At 69.3% G+C, this 16,601-nt stretch carries 13 protein-coding genes; 8 read left to right on the forward strand and 5 right to left on the reverse strand.

The features are described from left to right. Positions 1–117 precede the first annotated feature (117 nt). The 3 genes from A8G18_RS20635 to dxs all read left to right on the forward strand — a co-directional run bounded on the left by A8G18_RS20635 (position 118) and on the right by dxs (position 4,271). Positions 118–576, forward strand: a complete 459-nt coding sequence (locus A8G18_RS20635; RefSeq protein ID WP_016935138.1) for a MarR family winged helix-turn-helix transcriptional regulator — start codon at positions 118–120, stop codon at positions 574–576. Then, positions 573–2,174, forward strand: coding sequence for an MDR family MFS transporter (locus A8G18_RS20640; RefSeq protein ID WP_064065352.1), 1,602 nt, complete (start codon positions 573–575; stop codon positions 2,172–2,174). Before A8G18_RS20635 ends, A8G18_RS20640 begins: the two co-directional genes overlap by 4 nt. A 153-nt stretch (positions 2,175–2,327) precedes the next feature. After that, complete coding sequence (gene dxs, locus A8G18_RS20645) at positions 2,328–4,271, forward strand: 1-deoxy-D-xylulose-5-phosphate synthase (protein ID WP_084422011.1); 1,944 nt, start codon at positions 2,328–2,330, stop codon at positions 4,269–4,271. A gap of 73 nt (positions 4,272–4,344) precedes the next feature. Here dxs and A8G18_RS20650 read toward each other — a convergent pair whose 3' ends face one another. The 4 genes from A8G18_RS20650 to A8G18_RS20665 all read right to left on the reverse strand — a co-directional run bounded on the left by A8G18_RS20650 (position 4,345) and on the right by A8G18_RS20665 (position 9,286). Beyond that, positions 4,345–5,742 (reverse strand): sugar porter family MFS transporter, encoded by a 1,398-nt coding sequence (locus A8G18_RS20650; protein ID WP_026003480.1) that lies wholly within the window; start codon positions 5,740–5,742, stop codon positions 4,345–4,347. Positions 5,743–5,900: 158 nt separating this feature from the next. Next, positions 5,901–7,154 (reverse strand): HRDC domain-containing protein, encoded by a 1,254-nt coding sequence (locus A8G18_RS20655; protein WP_064065354.1) that lies wholly within the window; start codon positions 7,152–7,154, stop codon positions 5,901–5,903. 93 nt (positions 7,155–7,247) lie between these two features. Next, entirely contained in the window at positions 7,248–8,660 is a 1,413-nt protein-coding gene (locus A8G18_RS20660) for a WS/DGAT/MGAT family O-acyltransferase (protein WP_064065355.1), read from the reverse strand. A 50-nt stretch (positions 8,661–8,710) separates the two neighbouring features. Continuing rightward, a complete protein-coding gene (locus A8G18_RS20665; RefSeq protein ID WP_026003525.1) occupies positions 8,711–9,286 on the reverse strand; it encodes a DUF3000 domain-containing protein in 576 nt (191 codons plus the stop codon). 170 nt (positions 9,287–9,456) lie between these two features. Between A8G18_RS20665 and hemE the strand changes: the two genes are divergently transcribed. The 4 genes from hemE to A8G18_RS20685 are packed head-to-tail and all read left to right on the forward strand — an operon-like array spanning position 9,457 to position 14,951. Then, entirely contained in the window at positions 9,457–10,554 is a 1,098-nt protein-coding gene (gene hemE, locus A8G18_RS20670) for a uroporphyrinogen decarboxylase (RefSeq protein WP_016935160.1), read from the forward strand. Then, positions 10,551–11,909, forward strand: coding sequence for a protoporphyrinogen oxidase (locus A8G18_RS20675; RefSeq protein WP_064065356.1), 1,359 nt, complete (start codon positions 10,551–10,553; stop codon positions 11,907–11,909). The genes hemE and A8G18_RS20675 overlap by 4 nt, the downstream gene beginning before the upstream one ends. A gap of 5 nt (positions 11,910–11,914) precedes the next feature. Further along, positions 11,915–12,610, forward strand: coding sequence for a hydrogen peroxide-dependent heme synthase (hemQ, locus tag A8G18_RS20680; RefSeq protein WP_026003467.1), 696 nt, complete (start codon positions 11,915–11,917; stop codon positions 12,608–12,610). 55 nt (positions 12,611–12,665) lie between these two features. Beyond that, positions 12,666–14,951: a molybdopterin-dependent oxidoreductase gene (locus tag A8G18_RS20685; protein ID WP_064065358.1), complete on the forward strand. Its 2,286-nt coding sequence runs from the start codon at positions 12,666–12,668 to the stop codon at positions 14,949–14,951. A gap of 19 nt (positions 14,952–14,970) precedes the next feature. On the opposite strand, the gene A8G18_RS20690 is transcribed toward A8G18_RS20685, so the two are convergent. Then, complete coding sequence (locus A8G18_RS20690; protein ID WP_064065359.1) at positions 14,971–15,939, reverse strand: L-lactate dehydrogenase; 969 nt, start codon at positions 15,937–15,939, stop codon at positions 14,971–14,973. 104 nt (positions 15,940–16,043) lie between these two features. Between A8G18_RS20690 and A8G18_RS20695 the strand changes: the two genes are divergently transcribed. Next, positions 16,044–16,601, forward strand: a 558-nt coding sequence (locus A8G18_RS20695) for an HAD family hydrolase (RefSeq protein ID WP_064065357.1), incomplete at its 3' end; no start/stop codon positions are given.

The raw sequence follows: 16,601 nt of genomic DNA on the forward strand, positions 1-16,601 counted from the left end.
GTGACGGGAAACACGTCGGAGTGGTGGTGTGATGTCGGTAAGAGATTGCTTGTAGTATGCAACTAATCTGTACAGTTGCATGACGTAATCAACTGATCCACCCGACGGAGGTTCGCTGTGTCGGACAAGGCCCAAACCCACGAACTCGCCGACGCCATCTTCCTCTTCGGTCGCACGCTGCGCGGTGCACTCGTCCACCACGACACCGACGTGCTTCCCTCCGCACTCGTCGCGGTGCTGTTCGTGCTCGCACGGATGGGGGAGTGCCGTCCCAGCGAGCTCGCCGTCGAAATGTGCGTCAGCCAGTCGTCGTTGAGCAGACAGATCGCCGAACTCGTCGAGCGTGGCCTCGTGGATCGACATCCCGATCCCGACGACCGCCGCGCTCACCGGGTGAGTTGTTCGGTCGCGGGAATCGAGATCCTCGAACTCGTGAAGAAACGCCGGACCGAACGTCTCTCCGCAGAACTCGCGGACTGGCACGAGGACGAGATCGCGGGCGCCATCACGACGCTCGAGCGCCTCACCTCGTCCCTGGCGCCGCTCGTTATCGATACACGAAGGACCAATCCATGACCACAGTCTCCGGATCGGGAGCGCACCCGGCTGCTCCCGCAGCCGAGGAGCAGATGACGCACCGCGAGATCCTCGTCGTGCTGTCGGGCCTCCTTGCCGCTCTCTTCACCGCGCTGCTGAGCAGCACCATCGTCTCGACCGCCCTGCCGACGATCATCGCCGACCTGAACGGCACCCAGACCCAGTACGCCTGGGTCATCACCACGGCGCTGCTCGCCAACGCCGCGTCGACCCCCATCTGGGGCAAGTTCGCCGACCTGTTCAACAAGAAACTGCTCGTCCAGCTCGGGATCCTGGTCTTCGTCGTCGGATCGGTGCTGGCCGGCCTCGCACACAACGTGCCGGTCCTGCTCGCCGCCCGCGTGATCCAGGGCATCGGCATGGGCGGTCTGACGGCTCTGGTCGTCGCGATCATCGGCAGCATCATCCCGCCCCGTGAACGCGGTCGGTACTCCGGCTACATGGGCGCCGTCATGGCCGTCGCCATGTCGGGCGGTCCCGTGCTCGGTGGCGTCATCGTCGACCTCCTCGGCTGGCGCTGGTGCTTCTACGTCTGTGTGCCGATCGCCATGGTCGCGCTGGTCCTGCTGCAGCGCACGCTGCACGTCACGACCGTCCGCAAGGAGAACGTGAGCATCGACTGGTTCGGCGCCACGCTCATCACCGCCGCCGTGAGCGTCCTGCTCATCTGGGTCTCCTTCGCCGGAAAGGCCGGCTACTACGAGTGGTTCTCGGTCGAGTCCGCCCTGTACGTCGGAGCCGGCCTCGTCCTGCTCGCCGCGACGCTCATCGTCGAGTCGAACGTCGCCGATCCGATCATCCCGCTCAAGATCGTCACCGAACGCACCACCGCCCTCGCCATCATCGCGTCCGTGGCAGTCGGTATCGGCCTGTTCGGTGCCACCACCTTCCTCGGCCAGTACTTCCAGACCTCGCGTGCCTACAGCCCGACGGTCGCCGGTCTGCTCACCATCCCGATGGTTGCCGGCACGCTCGTCTCGTCGATGCTCTCGGGTCAGCTCATCACGCGCTTCGGCAAGTGGAAGGGATTCCTCATCGGCGGTGCGCTCCTGCAGATGGTCGGTTTCGGCCTGCTCGGCACGGTCGATCACCTCACGTCGCTGACGCTGATCAGCGTGTACATCGCGATCGTGGGTCTGGGCACGGGCATGCTGATGCAGAACCTCGTCCTCGCCGTGCAGAACACCGTCAGCGTTCGCAACATCGGCGCCGCGAGCAGCTCCGTGGCCTTCTTCCGCACCTTCGGTGGCGCGATCGGCGTGTCGGTGCTCGGTTCGATCCTCGCCTCCCGTGTCGCGACGCTCTCCGCCGACGGCCTCGCGAAGCTCGGTGTGGACACCTCCGGTGGCGGTTCCGGCGGAAGTCTCGACTTCTCCCGGCTGCCTGCGCCGGTGGCGGAGGTCATCCGCGCTGCCTACGGCGATGCGACGGCGACTCTCTTCCTCGTGGCGGCGGCGTTCGCAGTCGTTACTCTGGTAGCAGTGGTGCTGATCCCGAACCGGGCGTTGCGCACCACCATCGATCTCGTGGAGGAGAAGTCGCCGGCCGATCGCGCCGACATCTCCCCGCAAGGGTGACCTCGATCACGACCGGGCGATCCGCCCACCGGTGACCAGCAGATCACGCGGAACCGAGGCGGTGGCGGGAGACGCTCCGTTCCCGTGCTCCGTAGACTGAGGGAATCACTCGCGCGACGAGCGCGAGGCACGAGCCGGAGGGAGCTGTTCCAGTTGGGTGTTCTGTCCCGCATCCAGTCGCCCGACGATCTACGTCGACTCTCCCCTGTGGAGCTCACCGAGCTCGCAGGGGAGATCCGGGAATTCCTGGTCGAGAAGGTCGCGGCGACCGGCGGTCACCTCGGGCCCAATCTCGGCGTCGTGGAGCTGACCATCGCTCTGCACCGGGTGTTCGATTCGCCGCGCGATCCGATCCTCTTCGACACCGGTCACCAGGCCTACGTACACAAGATTCTCACCGGTCGTCGCGACGCGTTCGACAGCCTCCGGCAGAAGGGCGGGTTGTCCGGCTACCCGTGCCGCGCGGAGAGCGAACACGACTGGATCGAGTCGTCGCACGCGTCGGCTGCGCTGTCCTATGCCGACGGGCTCGCCAAGGCCTATTCGCTGACCGGGCAGTCCGATCGGACCGTCGTCGCGGTCGTGGGCGACGGTGCGCTGACCGGCGGCATGTGCTGGGAAGCGCTCAACAACATCGCGGCCGGCCAGAACCGGTCGATGGTGATCGTCGTCAACGACAACGGCCGGTCCTACGCACCCACCATCGGCGGTCTCGCCGATCATCTCGCGGCGCTGCGCCTCAAGCCTGGCTACGAGAAGGTGCTCGACAACAGCAGGCGCATCGTCAAGCGGATCCCGTGGATCGGCTCGGCGGCCTACTCCGTGCTCCACGGTATGAAGGCCGGTGTGAAGGACGCGGTCAGCCCGCAGGTGCTCTTCACCGACCTGGGGATCAAGTACCTCGGCCCCGTCGACGGGCACGACGAGCAGGCGATGGAATCCGCCTTGCGTCGCGCGAAGGCGTACGGTGGTCCGGTCCTCGTCCACGCCGTCACCCGCAAGGGCGCCGGTTACGCGCCCGCCGAGAATCATCTCGCCGATCAGATGCACGCCACGGGCGTCATGGATCCGCGAACGGGTCGGGCGAAGGCGGCCTCCGCACCCGACTGGACGTCGGTCTTCTCCGGCGAGCTCATCGCCCTGGGGGAGCAGCGAGAGGATGTCGTGGCGATCACCGCCGCGATGCCCGGACCGACCGGCCTCGCCGAATTCGGCGAACGGTTCCCCGAGCGCACCTTCGACGTGGGCATCGCCGAACAGCACGCGCTGACGTCGGCGGCGGGTCTGGCGCTCGGCGGGATGCATCCCGTCGTCGCGGTGTACTCGACCTTCCTGAACCGGGCCTTCGACCAGTTGCTCATGGATGTCGCGCTGCTCCGGCAGCCGGTCACCGTGGTCCTGGACCGCGCGGGCGTGACGGGCTCGGACGGTGCCAGCCACAACGGCATGTGGGATCTGTCTCTGCTGGGCATCGTGCCGGGTATCCGGGTCGCCGCTCCGCGCGACGGGGCGACGCTGCGCGAGGAACTGGGCGAGGCGCTCGGCGTCTCGGACGGACCGACCGTCCTCCGATTCCCCAAAGGTTCGGTGGGAGAAGACATTCCCGCGGTCGAACGGATCGACGGCACGGTCGACGTGCTGCGGATGCCGCCGGCGCGGCGCGGCGACGCACTGATCGTCGCGGTCGGAGCGTTCGCGGGTCTCGCGCTCGACGTCGCCGATCGTCTCTCCCGGCAGGGGATCGATGCCGCGGTCGTCGATCCCCGGTGGGTGTTTCCCGTGCCCGACGCGGTGGTCGACCTCGCGCGCGGTTTCCGGATCGTCGTCACGGTCGAGGACAGCGGTCTGCACGGTGGTGTCGGCTCGGCGGTCTCCGCTGCCCTGCGCCGCAACGATGTCGACGTTCCCACGCGCGATGTCGGGGTGCCGCAGAGGTTCCTCGATCACGCCTCCCGCAACGAGATCCACGCCGAACTCGGTCTGACGGCCCAGGACGTGGCACGCCAGGTCACCGGCTGGGTCGCCGGCCTCGACAGCGAACCCGAGGAGCGGTCGCGCCCCTCGGCGGTCGAACAGTCCGACCGCGAAGCGGGCTGAGCCGGCCGACGCGAGGGCATACGCGTGAGGGGCGGTATCCGGTGGTCCGGATACCGCCCCTCACGCATGTCGACTAGCTCTGCATCTCCTCGAGTTCCATGCCCTTGGTCTCGGGGATCTTCGCCTTGACGAAGAAGAACGACAGCAGGGCGAAGAACGCGAACAGCCCGTACAGGAACCACAGTCCGACCGCGGAGGTGAGTGGCGGGAATGCGAGCGTGACCGTGAAGTTCGCGATCCAGTTGGCCGCGGTGCTGATGCCGAGGGCCACCGCGCGCATGCGGTTCGGGAACATCTCGCCGAGCATCACCCACATGATCGGACCCCAGGTGGCGGCGAAGAAGATCACGAAGGCGTTCGCACCGACGAGCGCGAGTGCACCCCACGGTGCCGGCAGTTCGACATCCTCACCGCTGCCGACCGCCTGCGAGAACGCGATCGCTGCCAGCAGGAGGCTGACGAACATGCCGATGGAGCCGGTCATCAGCAACGGGCGGCGACCGATCTTGTCGACGAACAGGATCGCGACGAACGTCATGAGCACGTTGATCACGGCCGTGATCACCGACGTCGTGAACGACTGGTTCTCCGAGAAGCCCACGGACTTCCACAGCGTCGTCGAGTAGTAGAAGATCGCGTTGATACCGACGAACTGCTGGAAGACCGCCATCGTGATGCCCACCCACACGAGCGGCTGCAGACCGAAGACCGGGCCGCGGATGTCGCCGAAGGAGGCCTTCGATTCCCGGCGCAGCGTGAGACGGATCTCGCGGACACGCTCGTCGGGCCGAAGCTCGCCGGTGACGCTCGCCAGCACGGCCGCGGCCTCTTCGTCCATGTCCTTGCCCACGAGATACCGGGGCGACTCCGGAATGGTCAGCGCCAGTACACCGTAGAGGACTGCGGGGGCCACACCGACGAGGAACATCCACCGCCAGGCCTCCAGATTCCACCACAACTCGTTCGACGCGCCACCGGCGGCGTTCTGGAGGATCGCATCCGACAGAAGAGCCGCGAAGATGCCGAGGGTGATGGCGAGTTGCTGCAGCGACGCGAGGGCACCGCGGTAGCGCGCAGGCGCGATCTCGGAGATGTAGGTCGGCGCGATGACCGAGGCGATACCGATACCGAGGCCGCCGAGTATGCGCCACAACATCAGGTCGGGAACGCTGAAGGCCAGGCCGGATCCGATCGAGGAGATCACGAACAGGACCGAGCCGAGGAGCATCACGCGTTTGCGGCCCCAGCTGTCGGCGAGGCGTCCGGCGAACCACGCACCGACGGCACAACCGAGCAGGGCGATGGCGACGGCGAAGCCGGTCACGAAGGAGCTGAGCGCGAAGTTCTCCTGAATGGAGTCGACGGCGCCGTTGACGACCGAACTGTCGAAGCCGAACAGGAAACCGCCTACGGCCGCTGCGACGGTCACGGCGATGACTTTCGCGGCGTGTGCGGTCGATGGTTGGGTCACCGTGGAACTCCTGGATGGGACAGGCCGCGAGGGCACGAAAAGGGCTGGACACACTGTGTTTTCTTCAGGGGAACATTACGCCGCGCCGAACTGCCGACTCGACGTTTCCGGCGAGAACTCGTCCCCGGTCCGCACCTCGCTCGGGCGATCCCCGGAGATCACTTCTCCGCAGTGAGCGCCTTCGCCAGTCGCGGCACGGTCAACTCGCATTGCCACGGCCGTGCCCCGCCCTCGGCGAAACGACCGCCGATGTACTCCTCGACGTCGTCCCCTGCCGCGACGTCCCAGTCCCAGCACAGGCGCCGCACGAGTTCCGGGCTCACCAGATTCTCGACCGGAACGGCGACCTCCTCGCTCAGAGCGGTGAGTTCGCCGCGCGCCACGGCGAGACGCTCCGCCTCCGCCGGGTGGTGGCGCGACCAGCGACCGGCCGGGGGAGGCCCGGTCAGCGGCGGCGTGAGGGGTGGGAGCCGGTCCTCGGGCAGCGCCCGGGCCCGCTCGATCGCGTTCAACCAGGCACGCGAGGAACGACGCTGACGGGGTCCACCGAAGACCGGAAGTGCCTGCAGCTGTTCGACGGTAGCGGGGCTCGCCTCCGCGGCGGCGATGATCGCGGAGTCCGGCAGGATGCGCCCGGGGGCGATGTCACGACGGGCAGCGATCTCGTCGCGCGTGGTCCACAGTTCGCGGACGATCGCGAGGCGGCGCCGGTCCTTGATCGCGTGGATCTTCGACGTACGTCGCCACCGGTCGGGCTTCGGCGCCGGAGGCCCGGCGAGGCGGATGTGCTCGAATTCCTGGGCGGCCCACTCGGTCTTGTTCTGCCGCTCGAGTTCACGCGCCATCGCCTCGCGGAGCTCGACGAGCGGTTCGACGTCGAGCGCGGCGTAGTTGAGCCACGACTCCGGCAACGGCCGGGTCGACCAGTCCGCGGCACCGTGACCCTTGCGCAGTTCCAGGCCGAGGGTCTCGGCCACGATCGCAGCGAGACCGACGCGAGGAAAACCGGCGAGGCGACCGGCGAGTTCGGTGTCGTACAACGTCGCCGGCCGGAGACCGAGTTCGGCAAGGCCGGGGAGGTCCTGGTCGGCGGAGTGCAGAACCCATTCGAGGTCGTTGATCACCTCGGCCAGGGGCGCGAGATCGTCCCGCGTCGGGATGGGGTCGAGCAGCACCGTGCCGGCGCCCTCGCGGCGCAACTGTACGAGATAGGCGCGCGCGGAGTAGCGGTAGCCCGACGCGCGTTCGGCGTCGACGGCCAGCGGGCCGTGTCCCTGCGCGAGCATCGCTGCCGCGTCGGCGACCCCGCGCGCCGTGGTGACGACCTCGGGGACGCCGTCACGGGGTTCGAGGAGCGGCACCGTCGTCACGCTCGCGCTGTTCTGCCCGTCCTCGTCGTTCTGTGCCGGCATGGGCGTGACTCTAGCCGTGTCCGTCCCGCGCGCAATTCCGTTCGTGTCCGGATCGTGCGATCGGCGGGACCGCGCGGGCTCGCCGGACCTCGCTCACCCCTCCTGCGGCACGGCCTCGTCGCCCTCCGCGCCGGCCGCGAGGATCAGGTCGTCGAGGGCGGGGGAGAAGTCGTCGACGAGCTCCCACAGGTCGGGAACGAGATCGGGGCACGAGATCAGGCCGATGTCGAGCCTGCCGTCGAGGGAGAGCACCGTCACGTTGAGTGCCGCCCCGTGGAAGATCGGTCCGAAGGGGTACATGGCCGTCATACGCGCGCCCATGAAGTACAGCGGGACGGGCGGTCCGGGCACGTTGGAGACCACGAGGTTGTGGATCACCGGATGCCGGTCGGCGAGGCGGAGTCCGGCATAGGCGCGCATCGCGGGCGCGAACACCGCCGCGCCGAGGAACTGCGACCAGTCCTGCAGCAGGTTCACACCGAGATCGGCATTGTGGTCCTTGGCCACCGCGTTCGCTTCCGCAAGGGCACGCAGGCGCTCGGCCGGATCCGCGATGTGGGTGTGGAGGTCGGCGAACATCGCCGAGACCTGGTTGCGTCCCGGCCGATCCGACCTGCCGTGGACCGAGACCGGGATCATCCCGATGAGCGGGGAATCGGGAAGTTCACCACGCCGCTCCAGATATCGGCGCAGCGCGCCGGCGCACACGGCCATCACCACGTCGTTGACGGTGACGCCGAAGATGTTCTTCACCAGTTTCACATCGTCGAGGTCCAGCTCGGCGAAGCCGACGTTGCGGCGTCCGGTGATGGTGGAGTTGAACGGTGTGCGCGGAGCCGTGAACGGCGCCGGCATCGCGTCGCCGCGTCGTGCGCGGGCGATCCACGAGGTCACCGACGTCACGGCGGCCGGCAGGATCCGCAGCAAGTGAAGGGGTCGCCGGGCGACGTTGAGGGCACCGGCGAGGGCGATGGCGAGATCGTTCGCGTCGCCGGCGCCCCGCTTTACCGGTTCCGGCCGGGGATCGGCCGGGTCGAGGCTGCACAACTGTGAGACGAGGGCGGCGCCGGACACCCCGTCCACTCCGGCGTGGTGCATCTTCACGACGACGGCGACCCGGCCGTCGTCGAGCCCGTCGACGAACCACATCTCCCACAGGGGCCGGGAGCGATCCAGGGGCTGCGAGGCGATGTGGCCGCACAGGTCGGCGAGTTCGAGCCGGCTTCCCGGGGCGGGCACGCCGACGTGGTGGACGTGCCGGTCGAGGTCGAAATCGTGGTCGTCGACCCAGACCGGATGGTCGAGGTTGAACTTGCTGTCGGCCAGTTTCATCCGGAACTGGGGCACGGCGGCGAGTCGTGCCCCGAGTTCGTTGCGAAGGCTCGGATAGTCGTGGCGGCCCGGGACAGTGGTCGGGTCCAGCACGATCAGCCCGCAGATGTGGAGGAGCTGGCTGGGAGTCTCGAGGTAGAGGAAACCCGCGTCGAGTCCGCTGAGACGCTGCATGGAACCAGGGTAGAACAGGTTCTAGAAATCTGGTCGGATTGCGCCGGTTTTCACCGCTGCAGTCGTGCGACCCCCGCGGGAGGCAGGCCGGCGGCATAGGCGAGGACGTCGCAGAAGGCCTCGACGTGCGGGGCCAGCACGTCCGACTGCGGAGTCCACGAGGCGCGCAGTTCCAGCTGGTGTGCGCGGCCCGGGCCCGCGATGTCGCCGAACCGCACGGAGGTCGTCGAGGTCACCGTGCCGCCCAGGGCCGTGAGGGGTTCGCCGTGCGCGGCCAGTGCATCGACGAGCCAGCTCCACGCGACCTCCGGCAACAGCGAGTCGGCCGCCAGGCTCTCGTCGACGTCGGCCTGGATGTACGAGACGAGCCGGGTGGTCCCGTGCCACGCCTCGTCGCCGTCGGGGTCGTAGAGCAGGATGAGGCGGCCGAACGCGTCGCCCTCCGACTGCTCGGGCACCCTCTCCGTCTCGTCGTGCAGGACCTCGGCGCCCAGTGCATAGCTGTAGGGAGCGAGCCGTTGCGGTGGTCGGATCGGCCCGACCTCGATCTCCGGGCGCACGGTAGCCGCGTTCATCGCATCGACTGCGGAACGGAAGCGGGCCGGCTCGGCGGGCGAGGTGGTCACCGAGCGGACGTTAGTGCCGGTGACGCACCGCACGCGGGAGGCGCGCCGATTCCGGTGGGCGGCGCGGTCGTGGCAGCATGGGGCAACGGGTCCGCACCACACGTCTCGGTCCGGGACCCGACAGACGCTGCCCTGCGCGACTGCGCGCAGTGCCCGAAGAACGAGGATCGATGACCGGCTTGGAGAACACGAACGTCGGCTCTGCGGTGCCCGCGGAGTACCCCGCGCGGAGGATCCTGCCGCATGCGCCGCTGCTGGCGGCCGCACGCGGTGAACGGCCCGTCCACCGGCCCGTGTGGTTCATGCGCCAGGCCGGCCGCTCCCTCCCCGAATACCGGGAGATCCGCGCCGGCGTCGGCATGCTCGAATCGTGCTTCGACCCCGAGCTCGTCTGCGAGATCACGATGCAGCCGGTGCGGCGCCACAAGGTCGACGCCGCCATCCTGTTCTCCGACATCGTCGTCCCGCTCAAGGCGGCAGGTATCGACCTCGACATCGTCGCCGGGACGGGCCCGGTCGTCGCGACCCCCGTCCGCACCGCCGCCGATGTCGCCGCGCTGCCGTCCCTCGAGGCCGAGGAGGTCGGAGCGGTCGCCCGCGCCGTCGGGCTGCTGACCCGCGAGCTCGGCGACACCCCGCTCATCGGCTTCGCGGGGGCGCCCTTCACCTTGGCGTCCTACCTCGTCGAGGGCGGACCCAGCCGCAACCACGAGCACACCAAGGCGCTCATGCACGCCGACCCGAAGACCTGGCACGCGCTCCTCGGCAAGCTCACCGATGTCGCCATCGGCTTCCTGCGCGCGCAGATCGGCGCCGGTGTCGACGCCGTCCAGCTCTTCGACTCGTGGGCGGGCGCCCTGTCGCTCGCCGACTACCGCGAGTACGTCCTGCCGCACTCCGAGCGTGTCTTCGCCGAGATCGCCGATGCGGGAGTACCGCGCATCCACTTCGGCGTCGGTACCGGCGAGCTCCTCGGCGCCATGGGTGAGGCCGGTGCGGACGTCGTCGGCGTCGACTGGCGCATCCCGCTCGACGTCGCCGCGACGCGCGTCGGCGCCGGCAAGGCCCTGCAGGGCAACCTCGACCCCGCCATCCTGTTCGCCGGCCCGGAGGTCGTCGAACGCGAGGTGCGCCGCATCGCCGCCGAAGCCGATCGCGCGCTGGCCGCCGGCGCCACCGGCCACATCTTCAACCTCGGTCACGGGGTCCTGCCCGACACCGATCCCGACGTCATCACCCGAGTGGTCGAGCTGGTGCATTCGCTGTGACCCCGCCGACGGTCGCGGTCGTCGGCGGTGGGATCAGCGGTCTCGTCGCCGCATACCGGCTGCGTCGTTCGCTCGGCGCCGCCGCGCGGATCGTCGTGCTCGAACGATCGTCGCGGCTCGGCGGCAAGCTCCGCACCGTGCCGTTCGCCGGAGACCCGGTCGACGTCGGGGCCGAGGCGTTCATCGCACGCCGTCCCGAAGTGCTCGCACTCGCCGAGGAACTGGGGCTGAGCGACCACATCGTCCACCCCTCGGGCGCGCGACCGCTCCTGTACGCCGGCGCACGGTTGCATCCGCTGCCCACGGGCACGCTGATGGGCATCCCGGCGTCCGCGCAGTCCGTCGAGGGACTCGTCGACGACGAGACCCTGGCCCGTATCGCCGCCGAGCCCACCGTGCCGCTGGAGTGGAACCGCAGCTCCGATGTCTCCGTCGCCGAACTCGTCCGTTCACGCTTCGGGGAGCAGGTGGTGCGGCGCAGCGTCGACCCGCTGCTCGGCGGGGTGTACTCGGGGCTGTCCGACACCGCCGGTGTCCGGGCCACCGTCCCGACGCTCGCCGCCGCCCTCGACGCCGGTGCGACGAGCCTGAGCGATGCCGTTTCCCGCGCCCTGCCCCCGCCGTCGGACGCTCCGGTCTTCGGGACGCTGCGCGAGGGCTACGGTGTCCTGCTCGAGGCCCTCGTGCGCGAGGCCGACGCGGAATTCCTCTACGGCACCGCGGCCTCCGGGCTGAAGCGGGACGGCGACCGGTGGTCGATCGAGCCGCTCGGTGAGGTCGACGGAGTGATACTCGCCGTGCCCGCGCCGGACGCCGCCCGGCTGCTCGCCGACAGCGTGAGATCTGCCGCGCAGTGCGCCGCGCAGATCCCGCTCGCCTCGTCGGTGGTGGTCGCGCTCGCGTTCCCGCACGACACCGGCCTGCCGCAGAACTCCGGGATCCTCGTCGCGACGGGGGAGGAGCTGTCGGCGAAGGCGTTCACTCTGTCGAGCCGGAAGTGGCCGCACCTCGCGGAACGACCCGTCGCACTCGCCCGCGCGTCGTTCGGACGGTTCGGCGACGACGCGCTCGTCGACGCCTCGGAGGCCGAGCTGATCGCACTCGCCCGCGCGGATCTCGCGACCGTCACCGGAGTCGACACCGAACCGGTGGCCGCCATCGTGCAGCGATGGCACGGCGGGCTGCCGCAGTACCGCGAACACCACGGCGAGATCGTCGCCGCCCTCGAGGCCGAGATCGCCGGGATCGACGGACTCGAGGTCGCAGGCGCGATGCTGCACGGAGTGGGCGTACCCGCATGTGTCGCATCAGGCACGGCCGCGGCCGCACGCCTGGCTGCACGAATGGAAGGATGAACGTCATGGCACGTCTCGACTACGACAAACTCAATTCCACCCTCCGCTACACCATGTGGTCGGTCTTCCAGGTCCGGCCCGGTGTTCTCGGCGACGACCGCACCGCCGCGATCGAGGACGCGAAGGCGTTCTTCGCCCGCCTCGACGACACCGACGTGATCGTGCGCGGCATCTACGACGTGGCCGGCACCCGCGCCGACGCCGACTTCATGATCTGGAGCCACGCCGAGCACATCGAGGACCTGCAGAAGCTGTACGCCGACTTCCGGCGCACCACGCTCCTGGGCCGGGCGAGCACCCCGGTCTGGTCCAACACCGCGCTGCACCGGCCCGCGGAGTTCAACAAGAGCCACCTGCCCGCCTTCATCGCGGGGGAGGAGCCGGGCGACTACGTCTGCGTGTACCCCTTCGTGCGGTCCTACGAGTGGTACCTGCTGCCCGACGAGCAGCGCCGGAAGATGCTCGCCGACCACGGTATGGCGGCTCGCGGCTACCCCGACGTGCGTGCCAACACCGTCCCGGCCTTCGCGCTCGGCGACTACGAGTGGATCCTCGCCTTCGAGGCTCCGAAGCTCGACCGCATCGTCGATCTCATGCGCGACCTGCGTGCCACCGACGCGCGCCTGCACGTCCGGGAGGAGACCCCCTTCTTCACCGGGCCGCGGGTCGACGTCGCAGCGCTGGTCGCGTCGCTGCCCTGACGTGACCCCGACGAGCGCGGTGCCACCGGAGGGAGACGCTCGGCTGTTCTCCCAGATGGCGCACTGGGGGATGTTCTCGGCGCAGGCACGCGACGGCGAGGTCGTCGCCGTGCAGCCCTACGCCGGGGACCGCGACCCCTCACCGATCCTGGGGAACATCCCCGGATCGGTGCGGCACCGTGCTCGCATCGCCGGACCGGCCGTCCGCCGCGGCTGGCTCGAGAACGGACCGGGACCGAGCACGCGACGCGGCGACGACGAGTACGTCGCGGTCTCGTGGGACGAACTCACCGAGATCCTCGCGGGCGAACTGCAGCGCGTGAAGGACCGGCACGGCAACCGGGCGATCTTCGGCGGCTCCTACGGCTGGTCGGCGCCCGGCCGGTTCCACCACGCGCAGAGCCAGGTGCACCGCTTCCTCAAGATGTTCGGTGGTTACACCCGCTCGGTGCACTCCTACTCGCTCGGGGCGACCGGCGTGATCATGCCACGCGTGCTGGGCACCCACTGGAAACTGTTCGCGCGCTCCACCTCCTGGGAGGTCATCGCCCGCGAGACCGATCTGATGGTGTGCTTCGGCGGCATCCCGCTCAAGAACACCGCTGTCAACGACGGCGGCACGAGCGACCACCCCACCCGCGACGCCCTCGAGCGGATGCGGGCCCGCGGCGGCCGGATCGTCTCGTTCAGCCCGATCCGCAGCGACATGCACGGCGAGCACGAGTGGCTCGCTCCCCGGCCGGGCACCGACGTCGCGATCATGCTCGCCCTCGCGTACGTCCTGGCCACCGAAGGTCTCGCCGACCGCGAGTTCCTCGACCGCTACTGCACCGGCTACGACCGGTTCGAGGAGTATCTGCTCGGCCGCACCGACGGCGTTCCCAAGACCCCGGAGTGGGCGGCCACGCTCTCGGGGCTGCCCGCCGGAACCTTCGTCGACCTCGCGCGGCGCATGGCCCGCGGTCGCACCCTGGTGTCCGTGACCTGGTCGCTGCAACGTGTCCGGCACGGCGAGCAGGCTCCCTGGGCGGGCGTGACCCTCGCCGCGATGCTCGGTCGACTCGGGGTCCCCGGCGGCGGTTTCGGTCACGGCTACGGCTCGATGAACGAACCCGGTCTCGCGCCCGTCCCGTATCCGTTGCCCACCCTGTTCCAGGGCAACAACGACGTCGCGGACTTCATCCCCGTCGCCGCGATCTCCGACCTGCTGTTGCGGCCGGGGGAACAGTTCGACTACGACGGGCAACGTCCGACCTTCCCCGACATCCGGCTCGTGTACTGGGCGGGCGGCAATCCCTTCCATCACCACCAGGACATCGGGCGGCTCCGTCGCGCGCTGCGGCGACCGGACACGATCGTCGTCCACGACCCGTACTGGACGGCGATGGCCAAGCACGCCGACATCGTCGTGCCGTCGACCACGGCGCTCGAACGCGACGACCTCACGTGCACACGCAACGATCCGCTGCTCGTCGCGATGCAGGCCGCCGTACCGCGCTTCGCCGACGCCCGCGACGACTACGACACCTTCACCGCTCTGGCCCACCGGCTCGGTTTCGGCGAGACGTTCACCGAGGGCCGGACTTCCCGGCAGTGGCTCGAACACCTCTACGAGCAGTGGCGCGGTTTCGTCCTCGCCGACGACCGGCGGGTCGAGGATCCACCGCCCTTCGAGGACTTCTGGTACGGCGGACCGGTCCGGATGCGGACCGAGGACGATCTGACCCTGTTCGAGGACTTCCGCTCCGATCCCGACGGACATCCGCTGCGAACCCCCAGCGGACGTCTCGAGATCTTCTCCGCCGACATCGACTCGTTCGGGTACGACGACTGCGCCGGTCACCCCACCTGGTACGAGCCGGACGAATGGCTCGGTTCCCCTCGGGCCGAACGGTTCCCGCTGCACCTGATCGCCAACCAGCCGGCCACGCGCCTGCACGGCCAACTCGACCACGGGTCCGTGAGCCAGACGTCGAAGATCCGCGGCCGTGAACCGATCCGGATGCATCCCGACGACGCCGCCGCGCGAGGTCTGGAATCCGGAGACATCGTCCGCGTGTTCAACGATCGCGGATCCTGTCTCGCCGGGGTCGTCGTGGACGACGGACTGCTCCCGAGCGTCGTCCAGCTCGCGACGGGTGCGTGGTACGACCCGCTGGACCCGTCCGATCCGGGGTCGATGTGCGTGCACGGGAATGCGAACGTGCTCACCCCTGACGTCGGGACGTCGTCGCTGTCCCACGGATGCACGGGGCAGCACGTGCTCGTCGACGTCGAGCGGTTCGACGGTGAGCTGCCGCCCATCCGGGCCTACGACCCGCCGGTCGTCCGGCAGCGCTGAGTTCTCCGGTACAGGGCCGTCACAGGCCGAGGGACGACTGCACGTCGTGCAGGGTGGCCGCGGAAGCGGCCAGCCCCGATTTCTCCTCCGACGACAGCGGCACCTCGAGCACGGTGTGCGCGCCGCGCGCGTCGACGATGGTGGGGAGCGACAGGCAGACGTCCTGCAAGCCGTGCAGGCCGGTCTGCAGCGTCGAGACCGCCAGCACCCGGCGCTGGTTGCGCAGGACCGCCTCCACGATGCGGGCACTCGACAGGCCGATCGCGAGATTCGTGGCACCCTTGCCGCGGATGATCTCGTAGGCGCTGCGTACCACCTCGTCGAAGAGTTCGGCGCGGGTGGCGGCACCGAAGACCGGTCGTCCGTCGACGGTGAAGGAGTCCACCGGCACGCCGCCGATCGTCGCACCGGACCACAGAGCGACCTCCGAGTCGCCGTGCTCCCCGACGACGAACGCGTGGACGTTCTCGACGGCCACATCGGCGCGGTGCGCGAGCAGGTACCGCAGCCGACCGGAATCGAGCACCGTTCCCGATCCGAAGATCCGACCGTCCGCGATTCCGGTCGCCGCAACCGCGGCACGGGTCACGATGTCGACGGGATTGCTGACGAACACGATCACCGCATCGGGGGAGGCGGACAGCAGGCGGGGCGTCAGATCCCGTGCCAGCGCGACGTTCGCAGCGGCGAGCTCGAGGCGCGACTGGCCGGGATGCTGCTTGGCGCCCGCCGTGACGACGATCAGATCCGAACCGGCGGTGACCGCGACGTCGTCGCCGCCCTCGATCCGGCACGACGGCGCGAACTGGGTGCCGTGGTTCAGGTCGAGGACCTCGGCGCGCACCTTCGCGGGATTCGTGTCGAACAATGCGATCGCGTCGGCCGACCCCCGCAGCAGGCATGCGTAGGCCACTGCGGTACCGACGCTGCCGGCACCGACGACGGACAGTTTCGTACTGCTTCCGGCACTCGTGCGAGTCGCGGCCATGGACAGATTCTCGCCCACCTGACGGACGAGCGCGAGCGGAGCGGCCGGCACGGGACGCGGCGGTTGCCCGACCGACGGGCGGTGCGGGCTCTAGCCTCGGCTGCATGGCCACGACACCTTTCGACGCCGTCCTGTTCGACTTCTCCGGCACGTTGTTCCGGCTCGAGGAGGACGAGAGCTGGCTCGCCGACGTCACCGACGACGCGGGTGAACCCTTCGACGTGCACCGGCAGGCCGAACTCATGCGGCGGTTGACCGCGCCCACCGGCCAGCCCGTCGAGATGGACGCCGACGAGCACCACGCCTGGACCAATCGCGACCGCGAACCCCGTTGGCACCGCGAGGCCTATCTGACGGTGCTGAGGAAGTCGGGAGTCGCCGATCCCGAACAGGCACAGGCGCTGTACCGGAAGGTGACCGACCCCGGTTGCTGGACGGTCTATCCCGACACGGTCCCCGTGATCGAGGCGCTCGCCGGTGACGGGATCGCCGTCGGCGTGGTGAGCAACATCGCGTTCGACCTGCGGCCCGCCTTCGCGCGGCTCGGCATCGACGACCTCGTGTCGGTGTTCGCGTTGTCCTTCGAGGTGGGCGCCGTCAAACCCGAACCGGAGATCTTCCGTTACGCCGTCGACGCGCTGGGCGTCGACCCGCGGCGCACG

Origin of the sequence: Rhodococcus gordoniae, from assembly GCF_001646655.1 — a bacterium.
Lineage (GTDB): Bacteria > Actinomycetota > Actinomycetes > Mycobacteriales > Mycobacteriaceae > Rhodococcus > Rhodococcus gordoniae.